The organism is Nocardioides houyundeii (assembly GCF_002865585.1).
Classification (GTDB): Bacteria; Actinomycetota; Actinomycetes; order Propionibacteriales; family Nocardioidaceae; genus Nocardioides; species Nocardioides houyundeii.
Window position 1 is genome coordinate 2,560,662 of sequence record NZ_CP025581.1, and the last position, 24,746, is coordinate 2,585,407.

Genomic DNA, 24,746 nt, shown 5'->3' on the forward strand with positions numbered 1-24,746 from the left:
TCAGGTCAGCCCGGCGGCCGCGGCCGCGGCGTCGACCTGGGCGTCGACCACGGTGTCCACGATGGAGCCCACGCCCTCCAGTGCGGTGTCGGTGTCCTTGAGCCCGTGGCCGGTCACGGTGATGACCACCGTCTTGCCCGCGTAGGACTCGCCCTGCGCCAGCTCCTGCAGCATCCCCGCGACCCCGGCCGCCGAGGCCGGCTCCACGAAGACCCCGTCCCGGCGGGCGAGCTCGCGCTGGGCCGAGAGGATCTGGTCGTCGGTGACCGAGGCGAAGCGGCCACCGGACTGGTCGGCCGCGTCCACCGCGAGCTTCCAGGAGGCCGGGTTGCCGATCCGGATCGCGGTGGCCTTGGTCTCCGGGTTCGGGAAGGGCGAGCCGGTGACGAGCGGCGACGCGCCCTCGGCCTGGAAGGCACGCATGACCGGCTTGCGGGTCGCCCGGCCCAGGTCGGCGTACTGCTGGTAGCCCAGCCAGTACGCCGAGATGTTGCCCGCGTTGCCCACCGGCAGCAGGTGGTGGTCGGGGGCGTCCCCGAGGCGGTCGACGATCTCGAAGGCGGCCGTCTTCTGCCCCTCCAGACGCACCGGGTTGACTGAGTTCACCAGGGCCACCGGGTAGTTGTCGGCCAGGCCCCGGGAGAGTCGGAGGCAGTCGTCGAAGTTGCCGCGCACCATGATCACCTGCGCGCCGTGCATGATCGCCTGGGCCATCTTGCCGGCCGAGATCTTGCCCTCCGGCACCAGCACCAGGGGCTTGAGGCGGGCCTTGGCCGCGTAGGCGGCCATCGAGGCCGAGGTGTTGCCGGTGGACGCACAGACCACCGCCTCCGCGCCCTCGTGCTTGGCCACCGAGATCGCGGCGGTCATGCCGCGGTCCTTGAAGGAGCCGGTGGGGTTGTCGCCCTCGACCTTCAGCCAGACCTGGCCGCCGGTGAGCTCGGAGAGCCACTCGGAGGTGACGAGGGGGGTGCCGCCCTCCCCGAGCGTGACCGCGGGAGTCCCCTCGGGGAGCCGCATCAGCTCGCGGTACTCCTCGATGACTCCACGCCACTGGTGAGAACTCACTCCGACTCTCCTTCAACGCGCATCACCGAGGTGACCTCGCGCACGATCTCCATGGTCCTGAGCTGCTCGACGGTGGCAGCCAGCTGGGCGTCCGTGGCCCGGTGCGAGACCACGACGAGCTGGGCGTCCGCGCCCCGACCCTCCTGGCGCACCGTCTGGATCGACACCTCGTGCTCGGCGAAGGCCTGCGCCACCGCGGAGAGCACTCCGGCGCGGTCCTCGACGTCGATGGCCACGTGGTAGCGGGTGTGCGTCTCACCCATCGGCTGGACGGCGCGGTCGGCATAGGCCGACTCCCCCGCGCCGGTGGTGTTCGAGAGCCGGTTGCGGGCGACGGTGACCAGGTCCCCGAGGATCGCGGACGCGGTCGGCGACCCGCCGGCGCCGGGGCCGTAGAACATCAGCTGCCCGGCCGCCTGGGACTCCACGAACACCGCGTTGTAGGCACCGCGGACGCTGGCCAGCGGGTGGCTGCGCGGGATCATGGCCGGGTGCACGCGGACCGCGACGCGGTCCTCGCGCAGCTCCGCGATCGCGAGCAGCTTGACCACCGCCCCCATCTCCCGGGCCGAGGCGACGTCCGCCGCGGTCACCTCGGAGATGCCCTCGCGGTGCACGTCGGCGGCAGTGACGCGGGAGTGGAAGGCCAGGCTGGCCAGGATGGCGGCCTTCGCGGCGGCGTCGAAGCCCTCGACGTCGGCGGTCGGGTCGGCCTCGGCGTAGCCCAGCTCCTGGGCCTCCTCCAGCGCCTCGGAGAAGCCGGCGCCGGAGCTGTCCATCTTGTCGAGGATGAAGTTCGTGGTGCCGTTGACGATGCCCATGACGCGGGTGACCCGGTCGCCGGCCAGGGACTCGCGCAACGGCCGCACGATCGGGATGGCTCCCGCGACGGCCGCCTCGTAGTAGAGGTCGCGCTCTGCCTTGGCGGCCGCCTCGAAGAGCCGGGGTCCGTCCTCGGCCAGCAGCGCCTTGTTGGCGGTGACGACCGAGGCGCCGTTCTCCAGCGCCGACAGGATCAGCGACCGAGCGGGCTCGAGGCCGCCGATCACCTCGATCACCAGGTCGATGTCACCGCGTGCCACCAGGCCGGCGGCATCGGTGGTGAGCAGCCCGGCAGGCACCTCGACCTCCCGCGCCGCGTCGAGCCGGCGTACGGCGACGCCGGCCAGCTCGATGCGGGCACCCACCCGGGCCTCGAGGTCGGCCGCCTGCTCGGTCAGCAGCCTGACCACCTGGGACCCCACCGAGCCGCAGCCCAGCAGGACCACCTTCAGCGACTTGTCGCTCATGCTCCACCTACGTCGGTTGCCAACAGATCGTCCTCAGTCTCACGCCGCACGATCACTCGTGAGGCACCGTCCCGCACCGCGACCACGGGCGGCCGCAGGGCATGGTTGTAGTTCGACGCCATCGACCGGCAGTAGGCGCCGGTGCCCGGCACCGCCAGCAGGTCCCCGGGCGCGACGTCGGCCGGGAGGAACTCGTCCTTGACCACGACGTCCCCCGCCTCGCAGTGCTTGCCCACGACCCGGGAGAGCCGGGGAGCTGCCGTCGAAGCGCGACCGGCGAGCGTGCAGGAGTAGTCGGCGTCGTACAGCGCGGTGCGGATGTTGTCGCTCATGCCCCCGTCGACACTGACGTAGGAGCGGCGAGCGCCGCCGTCGAGCGCGACCTCCTTGACCGTGCCGACGCTGTAGACCGTGCACATCGAGGGGCCCGCGATCGCGCGCCCGGGCTCGATGGAGAGCCGCGGCGCCGCGATGCCCAGGGCCCGGCACTCGCGCGCCACGATCTCCCGCATCTCGTCCGCGAGCTGACCGGGCTCGGACGGGTCGTCCTGCGTGGTGTACGCGATGCCGAACCCTCCCCCGAGGTCCATCTCCGGCAGCACCACGTCCAGCTCGCTGGCCACCCGGGCGTGCAGGGCCAGGACCCGGCGGGCGGCGACCTCGAAGCCGGAGGAGTCGAAGATCTGGCTGCCGATGTGGGAGTGCAGACCGAGCAGCTCCAGACCCGGCGCCGCGAGGATCCGCCGGACCGCCTCGAAGGCGTCACCGGAGGTGATCGAGAAGCCGAACTTCTGGTCCTCGTGCGCGGTCGCGATGTACTCGTGCGTGTGCGCCTCGACCCCGGCGGTCACCCGCACCATCACCCGGATCCGGGCATCGGCGCCCCCACGAGCCGCAGCCAGCGCCTCCAGGCGCTCGACCTCGTGGAAGGAGTCGACGACGATGCGGCCGACCCCCAGCTCGACGGCACGCGCCAGCTCGGCGGCGGTCTTGTTGTTGCCGTGGTAGCCCACCCGGGCCATGTCGAAGCCTGCGCGCTGGGCCACCAGCAGCTCCCCGGCGCTGCACACGTCCAGGCACAGCCCCTCCTCGGCGACCCACCGGGCCACCTCGGTGCACAGGAACGCCTTGCCGGCGTAGAACACGTCGTAGTCGTCGAAGGCGTCGCGGAAGGCGCGGGCACGGGCACGGAAGTCCGCCTCGTCCAGGACGTACGCCGGGGAGCCGTGCTCGGTGACCAGGTCGGTCACGCGCACGCCCCCGATCTCCAGCACCCCGTCGCTCTTGCGGGCGGTCTGCGACCACAGGTGCGGGACCAGGGCGTTGGGGTCAGCGGGCTCGCGCAGCCAGGACGGGCCCTTCAGGGCACCGTCGGCGTGCGCCCATCCGGCTTCGTGTGAGGGCACAGGTCACATCCGCTCGGGTGCCGAGACACCCAGCATGGCCAGGCCGTTGGCCAGCACCGTGCGGGTCGCCGCGACCAGCATCAACCGGGCCGCGTGCAGGTCGCCCGGCTCCTCGTCGCCCATCGGCAGCACCCGGCAGTTGTCGTAGAACCGGTGGTAGCTGGCCGCGGTCTCCTCGAGGTAGCGGGCGACCCGGTGCGGCTCGCGCAGCTGGGCTGCGGAGGCGACGACTCGCGGCAGCTCGGCGAGCGCCCGGAGCAGCTCGCCCTCCTTCTCGTGGGTGAGCAGCTCGGGGTGCGAGGCGGGCTCAAGACCGAGATCCGCGGCGTTGCGCAGGATCGAGCAGACCCGGGCGTGGGCGTACTGGACGTAGTACACCGGGTTGTCGCTGGACTGCCTGGTGATCTGCTCCACGTCGAGGGTCAGCGGCGAGTCAGCCGGGTAGCGGGCCAGGGAGTAGCGCAGGGCGTCGACGCCGATGAGGTCCACCAGCTCGCCCAGGGTGACGATCTCGCCGGCACGCTTGGAGAGCCTGACCTCCTCGCCGCCCCGCATGATCTTGACCAGCTGGCCGATCGGGATCTCGATGTTCTTCTCGGGGTCGTCGCCGGCGCAGGCGGCCATCGCCTTGAGCCGGCCCACGTAGCCGTGGTGGTCCGCGCCGAGCAGGTAGATGCAGATGTCGAAGCCCCGCTCGCGCTTGTCGACGTAGTAGGCGGTGTCGGAGGCGAAGTAGGTCAGCTCACCGTTGGTGCGGCGCAGGACGCGGTCCTTGTCGTCACCGAAGTCGGTGGTGCGCATCCACAGCGCGCCGTCCCGCTCCACCAGGTGTCCGTTTCGCTGCAGCACGTCCATGGCGTGCTCGACCTTGCCGCCGTCGTGCAGGGACCGCTCGGAGAACCACACGTCGAAGTGGGTGTTGAAGGAGTCGAGCTGGTCCTGCTGCTCCTTGAGCTGCAGGGCGTAGCCGGCTTCACGGAAGGCCACCAGACGCTCCTGCTCGGGCAGGTGCACGATGCCCGGGTCGGCCGCGACGATCTCCGCAGCCAGGTCCGCGATGTAGGCGCCCTGGTAGCCGTCCTCGGGCACCGGGCGGCCCAGCGCCGTGGCCTCGATGGACGCGCCGAACTTGTCCATCTGGTTGCCGCGGTCGTTGATGTAGAACTCGCGCTCGGCCGTGGCCCCGGCAGCTGAGAGCACCCGGGCGATGGCGTCCCCGACGACCGCCCACCGGGTGTGGCCCAGGTGCAGCGGACCGGTGGGGTTGGCGGAGATGAACTCGACGTTGATCCGCTGGCCCGCGAGGGCCTGGTTGGTGCCGTAGCTCTCGCCGGCCGCCACGACGTCCGCGGCGACCTGGCCCTGAGCCTGTGCGTCGACGCTGATGTTGAGGAAGCCGGGCCCGGCGATCTCGACCCTGGAGATGCCCTCCGCGGCCTCGAGGCGAGCCTTGACCTGCTCGGCCAGGGCGCGCGGGTTGGTGCCGGCCTTCTTGGCCAGCTGCAGGGCGACGTTGGTCGCGTAGTCGCCGTGCTCCTTCTGTCGGGGTCGCTCCACCGTCACGCTCGTCGGGGCACCGTCTGGCAGGTCCAGCGTGCCTTCGGTCACCAGGGCGCTCAGCGCGTCGACGATCAGGGAGGACAGTTGTTCAGGAGTCACCCCACCAGCCTAAGTGAGGAAGGTGGCCGCACCTGCACCGGTTTCACCGTGCGAGGCCCGGAGGAGACGGTGAACAGCGAGGCGGTTTCGCACCCGGCACCCACGAGCGGTAGTCTTTCGGCGCGTACTGAGCCCCCGTAGCTCAGGGGATAGAGCACCGCCCTCCGGAGGCGGGGGCCTAGGTTCGAATCCTAGCGGGGGCACAGAGCACGAGCAGGACGCAAGCAGCACGGCCCCGGTCGCCCAGCGACCGGGGCCGTTCTGGTGTCCGGACCACCCGACGCCCGCGTCGTACGCCGGCTAGCAGCGCTTGATCGTGGCGTCCCTACGGGCGTCCTCGCCCCACCTTCGGGCCCGCGCCACGTCGGGGAAGACCACGCTCGCGGCACCGGCGAAGCCGACCCGGCCAGGCACCACGCAGGTGGTGATCCTGCGCGGGTCCACCTGCGCCACGGCCTGGGCCAGCCGGAACAGCTCGGCCGGCGAGGCGTTGGTGTCGGTGTGGCGCAGCACCGACATCACCCCGCGCTCGATGAAGCCCGGCTCGTCGGCCTGGCCGGCGATCCTGGCCTGGATGCCCCGCAGCGTCCGCTGCTGGTTCGCCGACCGGCCGAAGTCCCCGTCGGGCAGCCCCTTGCGGATGCGGCTGAACGCCATGGCGTCGTAGCCACCGAGGTGGATGCGGCCGGTGCCGAAGCCCTCGCGCTTGAGGTTGGGGTCGCCGAAGCGGCGCGGGTTGCGCACCGTGATCCCGCCGATGTCGTCGACCATGTCCTCGAAGAACGGGAACCTCGTCACCATGACGTAGTCGGGCTCGATGCCGGTCAGGTCGCGCATCGCCGCCGCCATCAGCTGCGGCCCGCCGAAGACCAGGGCGGAGTTGATGCGCTCGCGCCCGTAGCCGGGGATGGAGACCCACGAGTCCCGCGGCACCCCGATGGCCGTGGCGGCGCCGGAGGCGGTGTCGAGTCCCACCAGCTGCAGGGCGTCACCGCGGCTGCGCGTCATCGGCTGGCCGGGACGGGCGTCGGACCCCACCGCCAGGATCCACACCACCCGGGGGCTCAGGTCGACCGCCTGGGCCCGGCGGACCTTGACCAGCGAGACCTCCGTCGGCGCCACCGACGCGTCGGGCACGACCAGCGCCAGCACCGCCAACGCCACGGCCACCCCGCAGGCGCGCAGCAGGCCGGGCCCCCGTCGTGGCACCCGTGGTGGCGCCGGTCGTGGCACGCGTCGTCGATCTGCTCGTCGGGGGAACACGCTCATCGCCTGCCCTTGGTCAGGTCGTAGGCGAAGACCTTCCAGTCGTCGCCGACCTTGGTCAGGCTCACCCGGCCTCGCAGCAGCACCTTGGTCCGCACCTCGCCGTCGGTCCGGTAGTCCAGCGTGATGCGCGCCGTCACCCCCACGGGACGGCGGCCGACCGCCAGCACGTCGTAGCGCACGGCACGCTTGGTGACCTGCACCGAGTCGATCCTGGCCGCGAGGTCGGCACCGGAGACCAGCCGCCGGTCCCGGCGCGCCGCCCTGGCCGCGGCGGGGGTGAAGCCGGCGAAGGCGCCGGTGACGGTGCGCGGCCACTCGCCCCCGACGAACGCGGTGTCCAGCCACTCGTCGATGACCGGGGTCACCTGGTGCCGCAGCGCCCGGAGCCGGGCGCCGGGGATCGGGCCCACGACCTGTCCCATCAGCACCTTGGTGGCACGGGCCGGCGCCGCCACGCTGGGCTCGGTGGTGGCCTCGGAGGCCGCCGGGGCCCCGGCGTCACCGTCGGTCCCCGAGCCGGTGCACCCGGCGGCCGCGCCCATCAGGGCGAGGCAGAGCAGCAACGGGATCGTGGCCCGGAGCGGATGGATCATGACGTGCGACTTCCCTCGCCTCGGTTTTGCTCCTGCGTCCGGCTCCACCATGCCCCAAAGGTGACCCTTGAGCCTGCATTTGTGGAGCGGGGGGTCTAGCCTTGTGGCCGACTCACGTCCGTACCCACGCGCTTACCCGGAAGAGGCGAACCAAGCCGTGCCGCAGTCCCCCAGCTCTGATCAGTCCTCCCCCACTCCCGGCGCCGACTTCGGCGCCAACGAGTGGCTGGTGGAGGAGATGTTCGAGCAGTACCAGAAGGACCCTTCGACAGTCGGCTCCGCGTGGTCCGACTTCTTCGCCGATCGTGCGGCGGCGCCGAACGGCGACCAGCGGTCCGCCAGCATCGCGAGCAAGCCCGCGGCGTCGAGCAGCTCGGGGTCGGCCGCCAAGCCCGCCGTCGCCGCCCCGAAGCCGGCTCCTCAGGCTGCGGCCCCCAAGGCGGGTGCCGCCGCGTCCACCGGCCCCGTCCCGGTCGCCAAGCCGCGCCCCTCCGCGCCTGCCGCGGAGCCCGCGAAGGGCACGGACAAGCCCGTCGCCAAGGACCCCAAGCCCGCGCCGCCCGCCGAGGCGAGCGCCGAGACGACCTTCACCGTGCTGCGCGGCGCCCCGGCCCGCACGGCGCAGAACATGGACGCCTCCCTGACCGTGCCCACCGCGACCTCCGTGCGCTCCCTGCCGGTGAAGCTGCTGTGGGACAACCGGACCGTCATCAACAACCACCTCGCCCGCGCGCGCGGCGGCAAGGTCTCCTTCACCCACCTGATCGGCTACGCGCTGGTGCAGGCCGTGAAGTCGATGCCGGAGATGAACGTCGGCTTCGACGTCGTGGACGGCAAGCCCAACCTGATCACGCCGGCCCACATCAACCTCGGCCTGGCGATCGACGTACCCAAGAAGGACGGCAGCCGCCAGCTGCTCGTGCCCGCCATCAAGGCGGCCGAGACCATGGACTTCGCCGGCTTCTGGACCGCCTACGAGGAGATCGTCTCCAAGGCGCGTGACAACAAGCTGACCGTGGCCGACTTCCAGGGCACCAGCATCTCCCTGACCAACCCGGGCGGCATCGGCACCAGCCACTCGGTGCCCCGCCTGATGAAGGGCCAGGGCGCCATCATCGGCGTCGGCGCGATGGAGTACCCGCCGGAGTGGCAGGGCGCCTCCGCCGAGACGATCGCCCGCAACGCCATCAGCAAGGTGATGACCCTCACCTCCACCTACGACCACCGGGTCATCCAGGGCGCCCAGTCGGGTGAGTTCCTCAAGCGGATGCACTCGCTGCTGCTGGGTGCCGACGGCTTCTACGACGAGATCTTCCGCTCGCTGCGGATCCCGTACGAGCCCATTCGCTGGGGCGCCGACATCGCCACCAACCACGACGAGGACATCAGCAAGCAGGCGCGCATCCTGGAGCTGATCCACGCCTACCGGGTGCGGGGCCACATGATGGCCGACACCGACCCCCTGGAGTACCGCCAGCGCAGTCACCCCGACCTCGAGATCGAGACGCACGGGCTGACCCTGTGGGACCTGGACCGCGAGTTCGCCACCGGCTCCTTCGGTGGCGAGGGCCGCCGGTTCATGAAGCTGCGCGACATCCTGGGGATCCTGCGCGACTCCTACTGCCGCACCACCGGCATCGAGTACATGCACATCATGGACCCCGAGCAGCGCCAGTGGATCCAGGAGCGGGTGGAGCGTCCCCACACCAAGACCCCCGCGAGGAGCAGCTGCGAATCCTGCTCAAGCTCAACCAGGCCGAGGCCTTCGAGACGTTCCTGCAGACCAAGTTCGTGGGCCAGAAGCGCTTCTCGCTCGAGGGCGGGGAGACCACGGTCCCGCTGATCGACGAGCTCTGCGAGGCCGCCGCCGAGGCGGACCTGGACGAGGTCACCATCGGGATGGCCCACCGTGGCCGCCTCAACGTGCTGGCCAACATCGTCGGCAAGAGCTACTCCCAGATCTTCCGCGAGTTCGAGGGCAACATCGACCCGCGGACCGTCCAGGGCTCGGGCGACGTCAAGTACCACCTCGGCGCCGAGGGCGAGTTCGTCTCCGGCAAGGGCGACACCATCAAGGTCTCCGTGGCGGCCAACCCCTCCCACCTCGAGGCAGTCGACCCGGTGCTCGAGGGCATCGCCCGGGCCAAGCAGGACATGCTCGACCGCGGCTCGGACTTCCCCGTGCTTCCGCTCCTGGTGCACGGCGACGCGGCATTCGCCGGGCAGGGAGTGGTGGCGGAGACGCTCAACCTGTCCCAGCTGCGCGGCTACCGCACCGGCGGGACCATCCACGTCGTGGTGAACAACCAGGTCGGCTTCACCACCTCCCCCGGGGCCTCGCGCTCCTCGCTCTACTGCACCGACGTGGCCCGGATGGTCCAGGCCCCGATCTTCCACGTCAACGGTGACGACCCGGAGGCGTGCATCCACGTCGCCCGCCTGGCCTTCGAGTACCGCCAGGCGTTCAAGAAGGACGTCGTGATCGACCTGGTGTGCTACCGCCGTCGCGGACACAACGAGGGCGACGACCCGTCGTACACCCAGCCGCTGATGTACGACCTGATCGAGCAGAAGCGCTCGGTGCGCAAGCTCTACACCGAGTCGCTGATCGGTCGTGGCGACATCACGATCGAGGAGGCCGAGCAGGTGCTGCGCGACTACCAGCAGCAGCTGGAGCGCGTCTTCACCGAGGTGCGCGAGGCCTCCTCCACGCCGTCCTCGTGGACCACCGTGCCCGACTACCCCGAGAAGTCGGCCGGCGCCACCACCACCGCGGTCTCGCCCGAGGTGCTCAAGCGGATCTCGGACGCCTACATCACACCGCCGGAGGGCTTCACGGTCCACCAGAAGGTGATGCCGCAGCTGCAGCGCCGCGCCGCGGCCATCACCGACGGTCCCATCGACTGGGGCACGGGCGAGATCCTGGCCTTCGGCTCCCTGCTGATGGACGGCCGACCGGTGCGCCTGGCGGGCCAGGACTCCCGCCGCGGCACGTTCGTGCAGCGCTTCGCCACCATCATCGACCGCAAGAACGCCGACGAGTGGACCCCGCTGACCAACCTGAGCGAGGACCAGGCGAAGTTCTACGTCTACGACTCCCTGCTCTCCGAGTACGCCGCCCTCGGCTTCGAGTACGGCTACTCCGTGGCCCGTCCGGACGCCCTGGTGCTGTGGGAGGCCCAGTTCGGGGACTTCGTGAACGGCGCCCAGACCGTCATCGACGAGTTCATCTCCGCGGGCGAGCCCAAGTGGCGCCAGCAGTCCGGCGTGGTGCTGCTGCTGCCGCACGGCTACGAGGGTCAGGGACCCGACCACTCCTCCGCCCGCATCGAGCGCTTCCTGACGATGTGCGCCGAGGACGCGATGGTCGTCGCCCAGCCCTCGACGCCGGCTTCGCACTTCCACCTGCTGCGCAGCCACTCGCTCGGCGAGGAGCACCGACCGCTGGTGGTGTTCACGCCGAAGTCGATGCTCAAGCGCAAGGAGGCGGCCTCCCAGCCCTCCGACTTCACCCAGGGCACCTTCCGCCCGTTCATCGGGGACGACGCGGCCGACCCGGCCGCGGTCGAGACCCTGCTGCTGTGCTCGGGACGCATCACCTGGGACCTCATGGTGGAGCGCAAGAAGCGCGAGGACGGCTCCAGCTTCGCGATCGGCCGGGTCGAGCAGCTCTACCCCCGTCCCGTGGACGACATCAAGGCGGAGATCGCCAAGTACCCGAACCTCAAGGCGATCCGCTGGGTCCAGGACGAGCCGGGCAACATGGGCCCGTGGCCGCACTACGCGCTCAACGTGTGGTCCGAGCTCGACCTCCCCGTCGAGCAGGTCACCCGTCCGCAGTCCGCGTCGCCGTCGGTGGGCACCCTGAAGCGCCACGTGGAGGAGCAGAAGAACCTCCTCGACAGGGCGTTCGCCCCCGTCGAGCCGACGCCCGGGACCGACTACTAGGCCGAGGGCTCGGATGTACTTCACCGATCGTGGCATCGAGGAGCTCGAGAAGCGCCGGGGTGACGAAGAGGTCACCCTGGCGTGGCTCGCGGAGCGGCTCCGGGAGTTCGTCGACCTGAACCCCGAGTTCGAGGTGCCGGTCGAACGGCTCGCGACCTGGCTGGCACGCGAAGACGACCCCGAGGACTAGGACCGTGCCCTTCCCGTCCCCGCCGTGGCAGCTGCGGGGCCAGCTCTGGGGGTCCCTGTTCCGTGCTGCCCCGCCCGACCAGCCCCGCGGGCTCTTCGTGGTCGCCTTCGTCAGCTATGAGGCCGGCAGCACCTGCGAGTACTCCGAGCTGCTGGTGGCCCGTCGCGCCGAGGGCACGTCGAGCGCCCTGACGGTCCGCGACATGTGGGTGGACTCCGAGACCTCCCGTGAGGCGGGCCGGGCCCTGTGGGCGCTGCCGAAGGAGCTCGCTGCGTTCCACCACGACCAGGGCACGGTGGGCCCGGTGGCGCGGCACTCCTGGCGGGCCTCGACGGCAGGACGGACCCTGGCCAGCGCCGAGTTCGTGGACGTCTCGGCGCTCTCCGCGCGGGTGCCGGTGCGAGCCAGCACCAGGCAGCCGGTCGCCGACGGGGGCCCGCGCGTCGCCACGATCACCGGCAGCACCCGCGGGCTCCCCTGCCTCGGACACTGGTCGTTCGCGCCGGACGGCGCGCTGGGCTGGCTGGCGGACCGGCACCCGGTGCTGTCGTTCCGGCTGCGCCGGTTCTCGGCGACCATCCTCTGAGCCCCCGCCGCCGGCCCGGGGCGCCGGAGCGCCACCGGAGCCGGGACGTCGCGGCTAGATGACTCCCATGGCCAGCATCGCGTCCGCCACCTGGCAGAACCCGGCGATGTTGGCGCCGGCGACGTAGTCGCCGGGCACGTCGTACTCGTCGGCGGTGGCGACGCACCGCCGGTGGATCCCGGTCATGATCTCGTCCAGGCGCTCCTGCGTGTGGTCGAAGCTCCAGCGGTCACGAGAGGCGTTCTGCTGCATCTCCAGCGCGCTGGTGGCCACACCGCCGGCGTTGGCCGCCTTGCCGGGAGCGAACAGCACCCCCGCCTGCGTCAGCACCGACACGGCGGCCGGCGTGGTGGGCATGTTGGCGCCCTCCGCCACCACCTGCACCCCGTTGGCGACCAGCACCCGCGCCGCCTCCTCCGGCAGCTCGTTCTCGGTGGCACACGGCAGCGCCACGTCGCACGGCACGTCCCAGATGGAGCCGCCCTCCACGTGCGCGGCGCCGCCACCGCGCAGCTCGGCGTACTCCTTCACGCGCCCGCGGCGCACCTCCTTGACCTCGCGCAGCAGGGCCAGGTCGATGCCCCGCTCGTCGACGACGTATCCCGCCGAGTCCGAGACGGCGACCACGGTGCCGCCGAGCTGGTGCACCTTCTCGATCGCGTAGATGGCCACGTTCCCGGAACCGGAGACCACCACCCGCTTGCCGTCGAAGGAGCTGCCCCGGGTGGCCAGCATCTCGCGGACGAAGAACACAGTGCCGTAGCCGGTCGCCTCGGTGCGCGCCTGCGAGCCGCCCCAGGTGAGGCCCTTGCCGGTGAGCACCCCGGACTCGTAGCGGTTGGTGATCCGCTTGTACTGGCCGAACAGGTAGCCGATCTCGCGGCCACCGACCCCGATGTCTCCCGCCGGCACGTCGGTGTACTCCCCGAGGTGCCGGTAGAGCTCGGTCATGAAGGACTGGCAGAACCGCATGATCTCGCCCTCGGAGCGTCCCTTGGGGTCGAAGTCCGATCCGCCCTTTCCGCCGCCGATGGGCATGCCGGTCAGCGCGTTCTTGAAGATCTGCTCGAAGCCCAGGAACTTCACGATCCCGAGGTAGACGCTGGGGTGGAAGCGGAGCCCGCCCTTGTAGGGGCCGAGGGCGGAGTTGAACTCCACCCGGAAGCCCCGGTTGATCTGGACGGTGCCGCGGTCGTCGACCCACGGGACCCGGAAGATGATCTGGCGCTCGGGCTCGCAGATCCGCTCGATGATGGAGGCCTCGACGTACTCCGGGCGCTTGACCACCACGGGGCTCAGGCTCTCGAGCACCTCGTTCACGGCCTGGTGGAACTCGAGCTCACCCTGGTTGCGGCGCAGGACGTCGGCGAACACGGGCTGGAGGGCGGGGTGCAGCGAGCTCATGGTGGAACCTCGATTCGTGGTGCGTCGTGCCGCACCATCTCTATTGCGTTTGGACGGTCAGCGAACCGGCGGCCGTGGGGCCGTGCGGAGGGTGACCTCGGGTATGACGGCGTCCGCGGGCAGGTCGAGGACGTGGCAGATCGTGCCCGCCACCGTCTCCGGCTGCATCCAGTCGGCGGGGTCGTAGGCGCGCCCCTCCTGGACGTGGACCTGCGCCTGCATGGGCGTCGCGGTACGGCTCGGGTAGACGGTGGTGACCCGCACACCGTGCTCGGCCTCCTCGGCGCGCAGCGCGTCGGCAAGGGCGCGCAGCCCGAACTTCGACGCCGCGTACGCCGACCACCCGGGCGAGGCGGCCAGACCGGACGTCGAGTTCACGAACACCACGGTGCCACGCGCCGCCCGGAGCCCCGGCAGCAGCGCCTGGGTGAGCAGCGCCGGAGTGGTCAGGTTCACGTCCAGCTGGCGCTGCCAGTCGGCCAGGGCCAGTGCCTCCACCGGCGCCAGGGCGACGGCGCCGGCGCAGTGCACCAGCGAGTCCACGGCCTCGAGCTCGGCTGCGAGCCGGCGAGCCGCCCGCTCGACCTCGGCCGGCGCGGACAGGTCGACCACGTGCACCGAGTGCCGCGCCCCCAGCGAGGCCGCGACCTCGCTGGCGCGCTCGGGCGTGCGCACCAGGAGCACCAGCCGGTCGCCACGCTCGGACAGGCGCTGCGCGAGGCGCAGCCCGATGCCCGAGGCGGCACCGGTCAGCACGTGGGTGCGAGTCACCGGGTGAGCACGACCTTGCCGAAGATGTCTCCACCGGCCATGGCCGCGAAGCCGTCGCGAGCCTGGTCCATGGGCAGGGTCCGGTCGATGAGCGGCCGGGCCCCCGTGGCCTCGAGCATGGTGACCAGCGAGGCGAGCTCGCTGCTGGTGCCCATGGTGGAGCCGATCACCTGCAGCTGCAGGAAGAAGATCCGGGTCAGCTCGGCGTCGTCGAGCGCCGGGCCGCTGGTGGTGCCGCTGATCACGATCTTGCCGCCGGGCCTCAGCGACCTGACCGAGTGCGACCACGTGGCTCGGCCCACGGTCTCCATCACCGCGTCGACCTTGACCGGGAGCCGGGCACCGGACTCGAAGACCTCGTGGGCCCCGATCTCCAGGGCGCGGGCGCGCTTGGCCTCACCCCGGGAGGTGGCCAGGACGCGCAGCCCGCCGGCCCGGGCCAGGGTGATCAGGGCGGTGGCCACACCGCCGCCGGCACCTTGCACCAGGACGGTGTCGCCTGCCTTGAGACCGCCCCGGGTGAACAGCATCCGGTAGGCCGTGAGCCAGGCGGTCGGCAGGCAGGCGGCCTCCTCGAACGACAGGGAGGCCGGCTTGGGGACCACGTTGCCCCGGGGCACGACCACCTTGTCGGCGAAGGTCCCCTGGTGCCGCTCGGAGAGCAGGGACCGCTTGGGGTCCAGCGTCTCGTCCCCCCGCCAGGCCGGGTCGCTGATCACCGCGTGGACCACGACCTCGTTGCCGTCCTCGTCGTACCCCGCGGCGTCGCACCCCAGGATCATCGGCAGCGCCTCGGCACGCAGGCCCACTCCCTGCAGGGACCACAGGTCGTGGTGGTTGAGCGAGGCGGCCTTGACGGTGACGGTCGCCCACCCGTCCGGGGCCACCGGGTCGGGACGCTCCCCCACGACTAGCCCCGCCAACGGGTCGGCGGCGTCACGAGGGGCGAAGGAGTCTGCGTAGACGGCGAACATGGGACGAAGGCTAGCGCCGGGCCACTCCGTCGCGACGAGCAGCCTCGGCCACCGCGGCGGTGACTGCGGGACCGACGCGCGGGTCGAACGGGGAGGGGATGATCAGGTCGGGTCGCAGGTCGTCGCCCACCAGAGCGGCCAGCGCGTCCGCCGCGGCGAGCTTCATGCCCTCGGTGATCGCGGTGGCGTGCACGTCGAACGCGCCCCGGAAGATCCCGGGGAAGGCGAGCACGTTGTTGATCTGGTTGGGGAAGTCCGAGCGCCCGGTGGCCACCACGCGTGCGTGCCGGTGCGCCACGTCGGGGTGGACCTCCGGCGTGGGGTTGGCGAGGCCGAAGATGATCGGGTCGTCGGCCATCGTGGCCACCACCTCCTCAGGCACGGTTCCGCCGGAGACCCCGACGTACACGTCGGCCCCGGCCATCGCGTCGGCCAGGGAGCCGCTGCGGCCGAACTTGTCCGCGGTGTCACGGGCCAGCGCGGCCTTGACCGGCGTCAGGTCCGCGCGCTCGGAGTTGAGCACGCCCTGGCGGTCCACGACGGCGAGGTCGGTGATGCCGGCCTCGAGCAGGATCCGCGCCACGGCCACGCCGGCCGCCCCGGCCCCGGAGATCACCACCCGGGTGCCTGCGGCGGTGCGGCCGGTCAGGCGCAGCGCGTTCTTGAGCGCAGCCAGCACCACCACCGCGGTGCCGTGCTGGTCGTCGTGGAAGACGGGGATGTCGAGCAACTCCTTGAGCCGGTCCTCGATCTCGAAGCACCGAGGGGCGGAGATGTCCTCGAGGTTGATGCCGCCGAAGCTGGGAGCCAGCCGCGCGACGGTGGCGATGATCTCCTCCACGTCGGTGGTGGCCAGGCAGATCGGCACCGCGTCCACACCGCCGAACTGCTTGAACAGCACGGCCTTGCCCTCCATCACCGGCATGGCTGCCGCCGGGCCGATGTCACCGAGACCGAGCACCGCGGTGCCGTCGGAGACGATCGCCACGGTGTTGGGCACCCAGGTGTAGTGCTGGGTCATGGTCGGGTCCGCCGCGATCGCCTCGCACACCCGTGCCACACCGGGCGTGTAGGCCAGGGAGAGCTCGTCGGGTCCGGTGAGCGCCACCGTCGACACCGTCTCGAGCTTGCCGCCTACGTGAAGGTCGAAAACCGGATCGCCTTGATGGGGGTGTGCGGGCAGATCGGGCATGGCAACCATGGCCTGATCTTCCCACGAGGTCCTGCGATGCCTGCGCAGGCGTCCATCTAGACGCCGAAGGAGGCTTCTGCTATATCGGCTCAGGACCGCTGCCGGCGACCCTGCCGGGACGCGGCCAGACCCGGAGCAGCACCACGGCCAGCACAGCCTCGGCGGGCACCGGCCCACGGTGGCGCGAGTCGACCCCCACATCGGGGTTGTCGCTGAGCAGCCACCAGCCGGCGGCCCCCGAGCGGGTCGCGCGAGGGCCAGCGGCGCGCTTGACCGCCAGCGTCCCGTCCGGGAAGCGGGCCAGCACCACCGAACCGGGCCGCGGCGGCACGCCGTAGCGGACCAGCAGCCGGTCGCCGCCCCTCAGGGTCGGCTCCATGGAGGCACCCTGCACCCGGGCCAGACCCAGGCGGGTGCCCACGGGCGAGACACCCGACCTCTCCCGGCTCACCATGCGGAGTAGTGTCGCAGTCCAGTCAGATCACCGTTTCGTGCACGACCGAGAGGAATCCTCGATGTTCTCCCGTTTCATCGCCCCGACCGTCGACGTCTCTGCCCACTGCGACCTCCCCTGCGGCGTGTACGACCCGGCCCAGGCCCGGATCGAGGCCGAGTCGATCAAGCAGATCATCGCCAAGGTCGCCGACAACAACGACCCCGACTTCCGTACCCGCGCGGTGCTCATCAAGGAGCAGCGCTCCGACCTGGTCAAGCACCACCTCTGGGTGCTGTGGACCGACTACTTCAAGGCGCCGCACTTCGAGAAGTACCCGCAGCTGCACACCCTGTTCAACGAGGCGACCAAGCTTGCCGGCGCCTCGGGCACCAAGGGCACGCTGGACGCCGATGCCGCCGACCAGCTGCTGGCCAAGATCGACGAGATCGCCGAGATCTTCTGGGAGACCAAGAAGGCCTGAGACCCGGTGAAGATGGGCGGGCCTCCCGATGAGGGGGGCCCGCTCCATTAGGGTCTGCCCCACGGGTCCACAGAATCGATCGAGGACGGTTGGAATCACGATGAGCGAGGGCAGCACCCCCCGCAAGGCCGACGTGGAGCTTCGCCTCCCCGCTGACGGCGCCTACGCCTCCGTGCTCCGCACGACGACAGCCGGGCTGGCGGCACGCTTGGACTTCACCCTGGACGACATCGAGGATCTCCGCATCGCCATCGGCGAGGCGAGTGCGCTGGTGCTTCCCGATGCCGATCCCGAGGCCGACCTCACCTGCCGGTACTTCCTGGCTCCCCACGCGATGACCATCGAGGTCTCGGTGGAGTCCAGCAGCTCGGGCCCGGACGACCCTGCCTCCTTTGCCTGGCAGGTGCTGAGCACCCTGGCCGCCGACACCGAGATGGACCATGCCGACGGCAGGATCACCGTCCGACTCACGATGGCGTCCAGCATCGGTGAGACCGACCGCTGAGATGAGTCGGGAGCTGGGGGACTCCCTCGAGGTGCCGCTGACCGCGATCGAAGCGACCCGCCTTCGCAGCGCGGAGCTGTTCCTGGTCCTGCGCGACGAGACCGGTCCCGACCACGCGCGTGCGTGGGCGCGCGACGAGCTCGTCCACCTGCACCTGGCCCTGGTCGAGCACTGCGCCCGGCGCTTCCGCAACCGCGGCGAGCCCTACGAGGACCTGGTCCAGGTCGGCACGATCGGCCTGATCAAGGCGGTGGACCGGTTCGAGACCGACCGTGGGGTCGAGTTCTCGACCTACGCGACGCCGACCATCATCGGTGAGATCAAGCGCCACTTCCGCGACAAGGGATGGGCGATCCGGGTGCCCCGCCGGCTCCAGGAGCTGCGCATGCAGATCAGCGGCGCCTCCGGCGAGCTCACCCAGCGGCTGGGCCGCTCCCCCACGCCTCGCGAGCTGGCCGAGGAGATCGGCTGCACGGTCGAGGAGATCATCGAGGGGATCGAGTCCAGCAACGCCTACGCCACCTTGTCCCTGGACGCGGGGGACGACAGCGACGACGGTCCCCCGAGCATGATGGACACCTTGGGCATCGACGACGTGAACCTGGAGCACGTCGAGATCCGCGAGTCGATCAAGCCGCTGCTCGAAGGGCTGGATCCCCGGGAGAAGAAGATCCTGCTGCTCCGGTTCTTCAAGAACATGACCCAGTCCCAGATCGCGGAGGAGATCGGGGTCTCCCAGATGCACGTCTCGCGGCTGCTCACCCGCACCCTGGACCAGATGCGTGCGTCGCTGGAGTCGGACTGAGAGTCGTACTGAGAGTCGGACCAGCGGTCGACTACGGCTGCTCGCCCAGCGCGGCGAGACTGCGGGGGTGGAAGATCCCCACCAGGACGACGACTGCGACGACGGCCAGTCCGGCCGACAGCCACGGCACCGCGCCGCGATAGCTCCAGGCCACGCCGAGCTGGATGAGCTGGGCCAGCACCACCGGGCTGCGGGCCCAGGAGCTCCGGCGCAGCAGGCTCTGGGCGCCGAGCACCAGGCCGGCGCCGTAGCAGGCGAAGAAGAGCGCGGTCGTGACTCCCATGGCGAGGCGACCGCCGTCCAGCGCGGCGATCTCCGCGAGTGCGAGCAGCACCAGCACGACCCCTTCGGCACCCACCACGGAGGCCACGATCGCCAACGGCACTGGAATTCTCCTGCTGCGCTCACTCATCACAGGCATTCTAGTTGTGACGGATGTGACGTTCCGAAGGGGTTGTGCAGACGCCCATCTCTTGGCACGCTGGTGATCGCGCTTGTGTTGGGCGTTAGCAGTCATGCGCCACACGATTTTCGCATGTTTGCGACCGGGTCCACCGACCTGACGTCGCCCTCCCCCAAACCCCAGGAATGAGGAACCCTCAGCCATGGATTGGCGCCATCGTTCTGCCTGCCTCGACGAGGACCCGGAGCTGTTCTTCCCCATCGGCAACACCGGGCCGGCCATCCTCCAGATCGAGGAGGCCAAGCAGGTGTGCCGACGATGCGAGGTTCGCGAGCAGTGCCTCGCGTGGGCCCTGGAGGCGGGACAGGACCACGGGGTCTGGGGTGGCTTGAGCGAGGACGAGCGCCGGGCCCTGAAGCGTCGCAACGCCCGCGCGCGCATCCGCACCGCCTGACGCGGTCCGGCGCAGGGCAGCGCTACTCGTAGGGGACGTCGAGCACGACCCGGGTGCCTCGGCCGCCCGGGGCGGGAGCCACCTCGATCTGGCCCCCCAGCTCTGACTCCACCAGGGTCTTGACGATGGAGAGCCCCAGGCTCGTGGAGCGCTCCAGGTCGAAGCCGGCCGGCAGGCCGGCGCCGTCGTCCTCGACGGTGACCTGGAGACGGCCCAGGCTCCGCGCCACCGTCACCACGACGCGTCCCCGGGGCAGCTCCCGCTCGGAGCCGAGCGTCTCCCCGAGGTCGTCCTCGACGTAGCCGTGCTCGACCGCGTTCTGCAGCACCTCGGTCAGGACCATCGCCCAGGCGGTGGCCGCCTCCGAGGTGAGGTCGCCGAAGCTGCCGCGGCGCACCACCAGCACCCGGTCCCCCGCGACACTGACGTCGGTGACCATCCGTCCCAGCCGGTCCGCGATCTCGTCGAAGCTGACGTGCTCCTCCACGGCGTGGCTCAGGGTCTCGTGCACGATGGCGATGGATCCCACTCGCCGTACCGCCTCGTCGAGGGCCGCCTTGGCGGCGGGCGCCTCGATCCTGCGGGCCTGCAGCCGGAGCAGCGCCGCAACGGTCTGCAGGTTGTTCTTCACCCGGTGGTGGATCTCCCGGATGGTGGCGTCCTTGGTGACCAGCTCGCGTTCGCGCCGACGCAGGTCGGTGACGTCGCGCAGCAGCACCAGGGCGCCGATGTGCTCTCCCGTGGGGCGCAGCGGCACGGCGCGGACGATGACCGAGACCTCGTCCGTCCCGATCTCGGTGTCCCGGTTGCCCCGGCCACCCAGGACGGCGCTCAGCGTCTCCTCGTCGGGACGGCGGCGCGGCGGCACCAGCTCGCGGGTGATGTCGGTGAGCGTCAGGCCGCTGAGGTCCCCGTTGAGCCCGAGCCGACGGTAGACCGACTGGGCGTTCGGGCTCGCGTAGGTGACCCGTCCCGCCGCGTCCACGCGCAGCAGGCCGTCTCCGACCCGGGGAGTGTCCGTGTCGTCGCTGCGCTGCCCCTCGGGCGGGAAGAACCCGTGCGCGATCATCTGGGTCAGGTCCGCGGCCGTCTGCAGGTAGGCCAGCTCGAGCCTGCTGGGCGTGCGTACGCCGAGCAGGTTGGTGTTGCGGGCGATCACGGCGATGACCCGCTCACCGCGGCGCACCGGGATGGTCTCCACCCGCACCGGCACGTCGTCGCGCCACTCCGGGTCCCCCTCCCGGACCAGTCGCTCGTGCTCCCAGGCCATGTCCAGCATCCGTCGGCGGCCGGCCGGGACGAACGTCCCCACCACGTCGTCGAGCAGCGCGGTGGGACCGGTGGTCGGCCGCATCTGCGCCACCGCCCAGAACCCCAGCTCCTCGGCATCGCGCAGCCAGAGCACCAGGTCGGCGAAGGCGAGGTCGGCGATGATCTGCCAGTCCGCCATCAGCAGCATCAGCCACTCGACGTCGGACTCGTCGAGGTCGGTGTGGGCGCGCACCAGATCGCCGAGGGAGGGCACGCCCGCAACCATAGGACACCCCCGCCGGTGGCCCCCGTGCCGACCGGAGCCTGGCGCACGACGTCCCGGCACGGTCCCGGGACTGGCAGGATGTGCGCCATGGCAGTGGGGTACTGGCGCGAGGTTCTCTCCGACGGCCTCGCCGTGCCCCGGGACCGACCGCTCGACGAGCTGACCGCCGAGCTGACCGGCATGCTGGGGTCCCCCGACCCCGAGCAGCGCGACGGCATCGCCTACCCGGCGCTCTCCACCTGGGTGGAGCGGGGGGTCTACGACGACCTGCTGCCCGGGCTCGGTGACGGGATGGCCACCGGGCTGCGCGTCGGCCTGGGCGAGACGGGGACCGACACGGTCTTCCGGCGCAGCTGGTCGGTGCTGGTCCTGGCCGCGGTGCTGGCCCGGGACACCCAGCACCGGCTGCTGACCGGCGACCAGGTGCTGCGCTGGGGGGACGAGATCGCCACCTGGTTCCTGCGCGAGCGCGACCTCAGGGGCTGGGTGCCCGGACACGGCTGGGCGCACGCCCTGGCCCACGGCGCCGACGCGATCGGTGCCGTGGCCGGCTCCCCGCACCTGCAGGCGCCGGAGCTGACGGTCCTGCTCGACGTCCTGGCCGACCGGCTCGTGACCACCGAGCAGCTGCTCACCAGCGGCGAGCCAGACCGGATGGCGCAGGCCACCCTGACGCTGCTGCGCCGGGACCTGGTGCCGCTGAAGGTGCTCGAGCCCTGGATCGCCCGCCTCGCCGCGCACGCCCATCCCTTCGGCTCCCCCGACGCCGGGGACCCCTACCTGCGCTCGGGCAACTGCCAGGCCTACCTCCGCGCCCTCCACCTCCAGCTGGTGCTGGCACCGCACCCTCCGCACACCCGAGCCGACCTGCTCCTGGTCGTGGTGCAGGCCCTGCGCGCGACCAACGCGTCATACCTGCGCTGACGTGGAAGGGGTGAGTAACCTCACGCCATGACCATCGAAGAGATCTCCGGCCACGCCGGTGAGCTGGCTGTCGCCGCCGCACGCGCCCACGGCGTGGAGACCATGTTCACCCTCTCCGGCGCCCACGTGTTCCCGATGTACGACGGGGCCGTGAAGGCCGATCCGCCGATGCGCCTGCTCGATGTGCGGCACGAGCAGACCGCGGCCTTCGCCGCCGAGGCGACCGGCAAGCTCACCCGCGTCCCGGGTCTGGCAGTCCTCACCGCGGGGCCGGGGGTGACCAACGGGATCAGCGCGATCGCGCAGGCCCAGTTCGCCGGCTCCCCGATGGTCGTGGTGGGCGGACGCGCACCCGCCAACCGCTGGGGCACCGGGAGCCTGCAGGAGCTGGACCAGCCGCCCATCGTGGCGACGGTGGCCAAGCAGGCCCGGACCCTGCACACCGCCGGCGACGTGCTCGGCGGCATCGACGACGCCTTCCGGACGGCGGGCAGCTCCCACCGGGGACCGGTCTTCGTCGACATCCCGATGGACGAGTTCTTCAACTCGGCCACCGGCCCGGCCCCCACCGGCACCAAGCCTGCGCCCCTGGAGCCCGACGGGGACGTGGTGACCGAGATCGCCGAGCTGCTGGCCGCTGCCAGCCGGCCGGTGCTGATCCTGGGCACGGACGTGTGGGCCGACGGCGCCGAGGAGGCGGCCCTGCGCCTGGTCGAGCAGGCCTCGATCCCGACGATCACCAACGGCATGGGCCGGGGTGTCGTCCCCGGCGGGCACAGGATGCTGGTCACGAAGGCTCGCGGCAAGGCGCTGGGCTCGGCCGACCTGGTGGTGGTCGTCGGCACCCCGCTGGACTTCCGCCTGGGGTACGGCGCCTTCGGCGGCAAGGAGGGCGGGCCCGCCGCCCGCGTCGTGCACGTGGCCGACTCCCCCGCACAGGTCTCCCGGCACACCGACCTGGCCGCCTCGGTCAGCGGTGACCTGACGTTGGTGCTCGACGGGCTCACCAAGGCGCTGGAGCAGGTCGTGAGACGGCCCGACTGGTCCTCGTGGGTGACCGAGCTGCAGGACACCGTGGCGGCCGCCGCCGAGCGGGACCGCGCCCTGCTCACCGCCGAGGCCGACCCCATCCACCCAGCCCGGATCTACGGCGAGCTCGTGCCCCGGCTCGCCGACGACTCGGTCGTCATCGGCGACGGCGGGGACTTCGTGAGCTTCGCCGGCAAGTTCGTCGAGCCCAAGCGTCCTGGCGGCTGGCTGGACCCGGGCCCCTACGGCTGCCTCGGCGCCGGCCTGGGGTCCGCGATCGCGGCTCGGCTCGCCCGCCCCTCGGCCCAGGTCACCCTGCTGCTGGGCGACGGCGCCGCGGGCTTCTCCCTGATGGACGTGGACACCCTGGTGCGCCACGACCTGCCCGTGGTCATGGTGATGGGCAACAACTCCGCCTGGGGCCTGGAGAAGGGGCCGATGCAGATGCTCTACGGCTACGACGTGGTGGCCGACCTGGGTCAGCGCACGGCGTACGACGAGGTGGTGAAGGCGCTCGGCGGTGCCGGGGAGACGGTCACCGATCCCCGGCAGATCGGTCCCGCGCTGGACCGGGCCTACGCCTCGGGGGTGCCCTACCTGGTCAACGTCATCACCGACGTGGAGGCGACGTACCCACGGAACACGTTCGGCATCTAGGCGTGACGCCATCGCCTGTCCGGGTGCGGGTCGCCCGGTCCGAGGAGCTCGGGGCGCTCGGGGACCTCACCCTGGCTGCCTACGAGCCGTTCACCCTGGGACCGGACGACCCGTACGTCGCGCGCCTGCGCGACACCGCCGCCCGAGCCCGCGAAGGCGTCCTGCTGGTCGCCGAGGACCAGGAGGGCTCCCTCCTGGGATGCGTGACCTGGTGCCCGGCGGGCTCCCCGCTCCGGGAGCTGGCCCAGGACCACGAGGGGGAGTTCCGGATGCTGGCGGTCGCACCACGCTGCCAGGGCCGGGGCGCGGGCGCCGCCCTGGTGCACCGCTGCCACGAGCTCGCCGCGGGCCTGGGCGCCACCAGCATGGTGATCTCCTCCCTGGCGGAGATGACCACGGCACACCGGCTCTACGGCCGCCTCGGGTACGAGCGCGAGCCCACCCGGGACTGGTCGCCCGCCACCGGTGTGGACCTGGTGGCGTTCGTCAGGCCGCTCGACGTAGGGCACCGGATCGGGCACGCCCGTCCTCGCTAGGCTGCCCGGATGAGCCTTCCCTCCGCAGCCCTCCGCTTCACGGTCACCGCCGACGACACCGCCCTGGCCGTGGGCAGCGGGTCGCTGCCGGTGCTGGGGACGCCCCGGCTGCTGGCCTGGCTGGAGGCGGCCACCTGCACCGCCATCGCCCCCGCGCTGCCCGAGGGCAGCACCTCCGTGGGCACCCGGGTGGAGGTCGAGCACCTCGGGGCCAGCGCCGTGGGGCAGGAGGTCGAGGTGACGGCCTCGTCCGCCTACGTCGACGGCCGGCTGCACCGGTTCACGGTCGCGGCCCGCCACGTGGCCGACGGTGTGCCGGGGGCGGTGGTCGGCTCCGGTGAGGTGACCCGCGTCGTCGTCGACGCCGAGCGGTTCATGCAGCGCCTGAGCCGCTGACCCGCTCCGGGCGGCCTCGTCCGCAGCACGGCCCGTCCGGACAAAGCAATGGACCCCCGGCCAGAGGCTCAGGGGTCCAGGGCTTGTGTCTGCGCTCAGGCGTTGGGGCGCTTGCCGTGGTTCGCGCCCTTCTTCTTGCGAGCGCGGCGCTTGCGGCCGGTCTTGCCCATGGTGTCCTCCTGGATGTCAGTGGTGGCCATCCTCTCAAACGATGACCACCCGAAGCCAATCAGG

The 24,746-nt window shown here is 71.5% G+C and carries 24 protein-coding genes, 1 tRNA gene and 1 pseudogene; 12 read left to right on the forward strand and 14 right to left on the reverse strand.

Annotated features, from left to right (window positions below; all coding sequences use genetic code 11):
- From thrC to argS, 4 genes are read right to left on the reverse strand one after another with little or no spacing between them, the layout of a single operon-like run.
- A complete protein-coding gene (gene thrC / locus C0R66_RS12250; RefSeq protein ID WP_101524929.1) occupies positions 1–1,068 on the reverse strand; it encodes a threonine synthase in 1,068 nt (355 codons plus the stop codon).
- A complete protein-coding gene (locus tag C0R66_RS12255) occupies positions 1,065–2,357 on the reverse strand; it encodes a homoserine dehydrogenase (RefSeq protein WP_101524930.1) in 1,293 nt (430 codons plus the stop codon). The genes thrC and C0R66_RS12255 overlap by 4 nt, the downstream gene beginning before the upstream one ends.
- The gene (gene lysA / locus C0R66_RS12260) at positions 2,354–3,763 is read right to left on the reverse strand and encodes a diaminopimelate decarboxylase (RefSeq protein ID WP_101524931.1); all 1,410 of its coding nucleotides are present in this window, start codon (positions 3,761–3,763) and stop codon (positions 2,354–2,356) included. Before lysA ends, C0R66_RS12255 begins: the two co-directional genes overlap by 4 nt.
- Positions 3,764–3,766: 3 nt before the next feature.
- The gene (argS, locus tag C0R66_RS12265) at positions 3,767–5,422 is read right to left on the reverse strand and encodes an arginine--tRNA ligase (protein WP_101524932.1); all 1,656 of its coding nucleotides are present in this window, start codon (positions 5,420–5,422) and stop codon (positions 3,767–3,769) included.
- 131 nt (positions 5,423–5,553) lie between these two features.
- On the opposite strand from argS, the gene C0R66_RS12270 reads away from it, so the two are divergent.
- A tRNA-Arg gene (locus tag C0R66_RS12270) sits at positions 5,554–5,625 on the forward strand.
- A gap of 97 nt (positions 5,626–5,722) precedes the next feature.
- Here the strand turns inward: C0R66_RS12270 and C0R66_RS12275 are convergent.
- Both C0R66_RS12275 and C0R66_RS12280 read right to left on the reverse strand, forming a co-directional pair.
- Complete coding sequence (locus C0R66_RS12275) at positions 5,723–6,631, reverse strand: LCP family protein (protein WP_241901432.1); 909 nt, start codon at positions 6,629–6,631, stop codon at positions 5,723–5,725.
- Positions 6,632–6,687: 56 nt separating this feature from the next.
- On the reverse strand, positions 6,688–7,284 hold the full coding sequence (locus tag C0R66_RS12280) for a hypothetical protein (RefSeq protein WP_101524934.1): 597 nt from the start codon (positions 7,282–7,284) through the stop codon (positions 6,688–6,690).
- Positions 7,285–7,441: 157 nt separating this feature from the next.
- Between C0R66_RS12280 and C0R66_RS12285 the strand changes: the two are divergent.
- The 3 genes and pseudogenes from C0R66_RS12285 to C0R66_RS12290 all read left to right on the forward strand — a co-directional run bounded on the left by C0R66_RS12285 (position 7,442) and on the right by C0R66_RS12290 (position 12,008).
- Positions 7,442–11,232 (forward strand): annotated as a pseudogene (locus tag C0R66_RS12285) (multifunctional oxoglutarate decarboxylase/oxoglutarate dehydrogenase thiamine pyrophosphate-binding subunit/dihydrolipoyllysine-residue succinyltransferase subunit).
- Positions 11,233–11,245: 13 nt separating this feature from the next.
- Positions 11,246–11,422: a DUF6104 family protein gene (locus C0R66_RS19045; protein WP_199286663.1), complete on the forward strand. Its 177-nt coding sequence runs from the start codon at positions 11,246–11,248 to the stop codon at positions 11,420–11,422.
- 4 nt (positions 11,423–11,426) lie between these two features.
- Positions 11,427–12,008: an acetoacetate decarboxylase family protein gene (locus C0R66_RS12290; protein WP_101524935.1), complete on the forward strand. Its 582-nt coding sequence runs from the start codon at positions 11,427–11,429 to the stop codon at positions 12,006–12,008.
- Between the two features lie 54 nt (positions 12,009–12,062).
- Here the strand turns inward: C0R66_RS12290 and gdhA are convergent, their stop codons facing one another.
- The 5 genes from gdhA to C0R66_RS12315 all read right to left on the reverse strand — a co-directional run bounded on the left by gdhA (position 12,063) and on the right by C0R66_RS12315 (position 16,803).
- A complete protein-coding gene (gene gdhA, locus C0R66_RS12295; protein WP_101524936.1) occupies positions 12,063–13,412 on the reverse strand; it encodes an NADP-specific glutamate dehydrogenase in 1,350 nt (449 codons plus the stop codon).
- A 57-nt stretch (positions 13,413–13,469) separates the two neighbouring features.
- Complete coding sequence (locus C0R66_RS12300) at positions 13,470–14,183, reverse strand: SDR family oxidoreductase (RefSeq protein ID WP_101524937.1); 714 nt, start codon at positions 14,181–14,183, stop codon at positions 13,470–13,472.
- Complete coding sequence (locus C0R66_RS12305) at positions 14,180–15,157, reverse strand: zinc-binding dehydrogenase (RefSeq protein WP_101524938.1); 978 nt, start codon at positions 15,155–15,157, stop codon at positions 14,180–14,182. The genes C0R66_RS12300 and C0R66_RS12305 overlap by 4 nt, the downstream gene beginning before the upstream one ends.
- Positions 15,158–15,167: 10 nt before the next feature.
- Entirely contained in the window at positions 15,168–16,358 is a 1,191-nt protein-coding gene (locus tag C0R66_RS12310) for an NAD(P)-dependent malic enzyme (RefSeq protein WP_476703549.1), read from the reverse strand.
- A 70-nt stretch (positions 16,359–16,428) separates the two neighbouring features.
- Positions 16,429–16,803, reverse strand: a complete 375-nt coding sequence (locus tag C0R66_RS12315; RefSeq protein WP_101524940.1) for a S24/S26 family peptidase — start codon at positions 16,801–16,803, stop codon at positions 16,429–16,431.
- A 61-nt stretch (positions 16,804–16,864) separates the two neighbouring features.
- On the opposite strand from C0R66_RS12315, the gene sodN reads away from it, so the two are divergent.
- The 3 genes from sodN to C0R66_RS12330 all read left to right on the forward strand — a co-directional run bounded on the left by sodN (position 16,865) and on the right by C0R66_RS12330 (position 18,576).
- The gene (gene sodN, locus C0R66_RS12320; protein ID WP_101524941.1) at positions 16,865–17,266 is read left to right on the forward strand and encodes a superoxide dismutase, Ni; all 402 of its coding nucleotides are present in this window, start codon (positions 16,865–16,867) and stop codon (positions 17,264–17,266) included.
- Between the two features lie 100 nt (positions 17,267–17,366).
- Positions 17,367–17,771, forward strand: a complete 405-nt coding sequence (locus C0R66_RS12325; RefSeq protein WP_101524942.1) for an ATP-binding protein — start codon at positions 17,367–17,369, stop codon at positions 17,769–17,771.
- A 1-nt stretch (position 17,772) separates the two neighbouring features.
- Positions 17,773–18,576, forward strand: a complete 804-nt coding sequence (locus tag C0R66_RS12330; protein WP_101524943.1) for an RNA polymerase sigma factor SigF — start codon at positions 17,773–17,775, stop codon at positions 18,574–18,576.
- 31 nt (positions 18,577–18,607) lie between these two features.
- Here the strand turns inward: C0R66_RS12330 and C0R66_RS12335 are convergent, their stop codons facing one another.
- Positions 18,608–18,988, reverse strand: coding sequence for a hypothetical protein (locus C0R66_RS12335; protein WP_158648029.1), 381 nt, complete (start codon positions 18,986–18,988; stop codon positions 18,608–18,610).
- Between the two features lie 193 nt (positions 18,989–19,181).
- Between C0R66_RS12335 and C0R66_RS12340 the strand changes: the two genes are divergently transcribed.
- The gene (locus C0R66_RS12340; RefSeq protein ID WP_101524945.1) at positions 19,182–19,433 is read left to right on the forward strand and encodes a WhiB family transcriptional regulator; all 252 of its coding nucleotides are present in this window, start codon (positions 19,182–19,184) and stop codon (positions 19,431–19,433) included.
- Between the two features lie 22 nt (positions 19,434–19,455).
- Here C0R66_RS12340 and C0R66_RS12345 read toward each other — a convergent pair whose 3' ends face one another.
- Positions 19,456–20,958 (reverse strand): PAS domain-containing sensor histidine kinase, encoded by a 1,503-nt coding sequence (locus tag C0R66_RS12345; protein WP_199286664.1) that lies wholly within the window; start codon positions 20,956–20,958, stop codon positions 19,456–19,458.
- A gap of 99 nt (positions 20,959–21,057) precedes the next feature.
- Between C0R66_RS12345 and C0R66_RS12350 the strand changes: the two genes are divergently transcribed.
- From C0R66_RS12350 to C0R66_RS12365, 4 genes are read left to right on the forward strand one after another with little or no spacing between them, the layout of a single operon-like run.
- A complete protein-coding gene (locus tag C0R66_RS12350) occupies positions 21,058–21,894 on the forward strand; it encodes a DUF2785 domain-containing protein (RefSeq protein ID WP_101524947.1) in 837 nt (278 codons plus the stop codon).
- Between the two features lie 27 nt (positions 21,895–21,921).
- On the forward strand, positions 21,922–23,580 hold the full coding sequence (locus C0R66_RS12355; RefSeq protein WP_101524948.1) for an acetolactate synthase: 1,659 nt from the start codon (positions 21,922–21,924) through the stop codon (positions 23,578–23,580).
- A gap of 2 nt (positions 23,581–23,582) precedes the next feature.
- A complete protein-coding gene (locus C0R66_RS12360; protein WP_101524949.1) occupies positions 23,583–24,116 on the forward strand; it encodes a GNAT family N-acetyltransferase in 534 nt (177 codons plus the stop codon).
- A 9-nt stretch (positions 24,117–24,125) separates the two neighbouring features.
- The gene (locus tag C0R66_RS12365) at positions 24,126–24,512 is read left to right on the forward strand and encodes a thioesterase family protein (RefSeq protein ID WP_101524950.1); all 387 of its coding nucleotides are present in this window, start codon (positions 24,126–24,128) and stop codon (positions 24,510–24,512) included.
- A 95-nt stretch (positions 24,513–24,607) separates the two neighbouring features.
- Here C0R66_RS12365 and C0R66_RS20320 read toward each other — a convergent pair whose 3' ends face one another.
- Positions 24,608–24,682: a 50S ribosomal protein bL37 gene (locus C0R66_RS20320; RefSeq protein WP_369759046.1), complete on the reverse strand. Its 75-nt coding sequence runs from the start codon at positions 24,680–24,682 to the stop codon at positions 24,608–24,610.
- Positions 24,683–24,746: the final 64 nt, after the last annotated feature.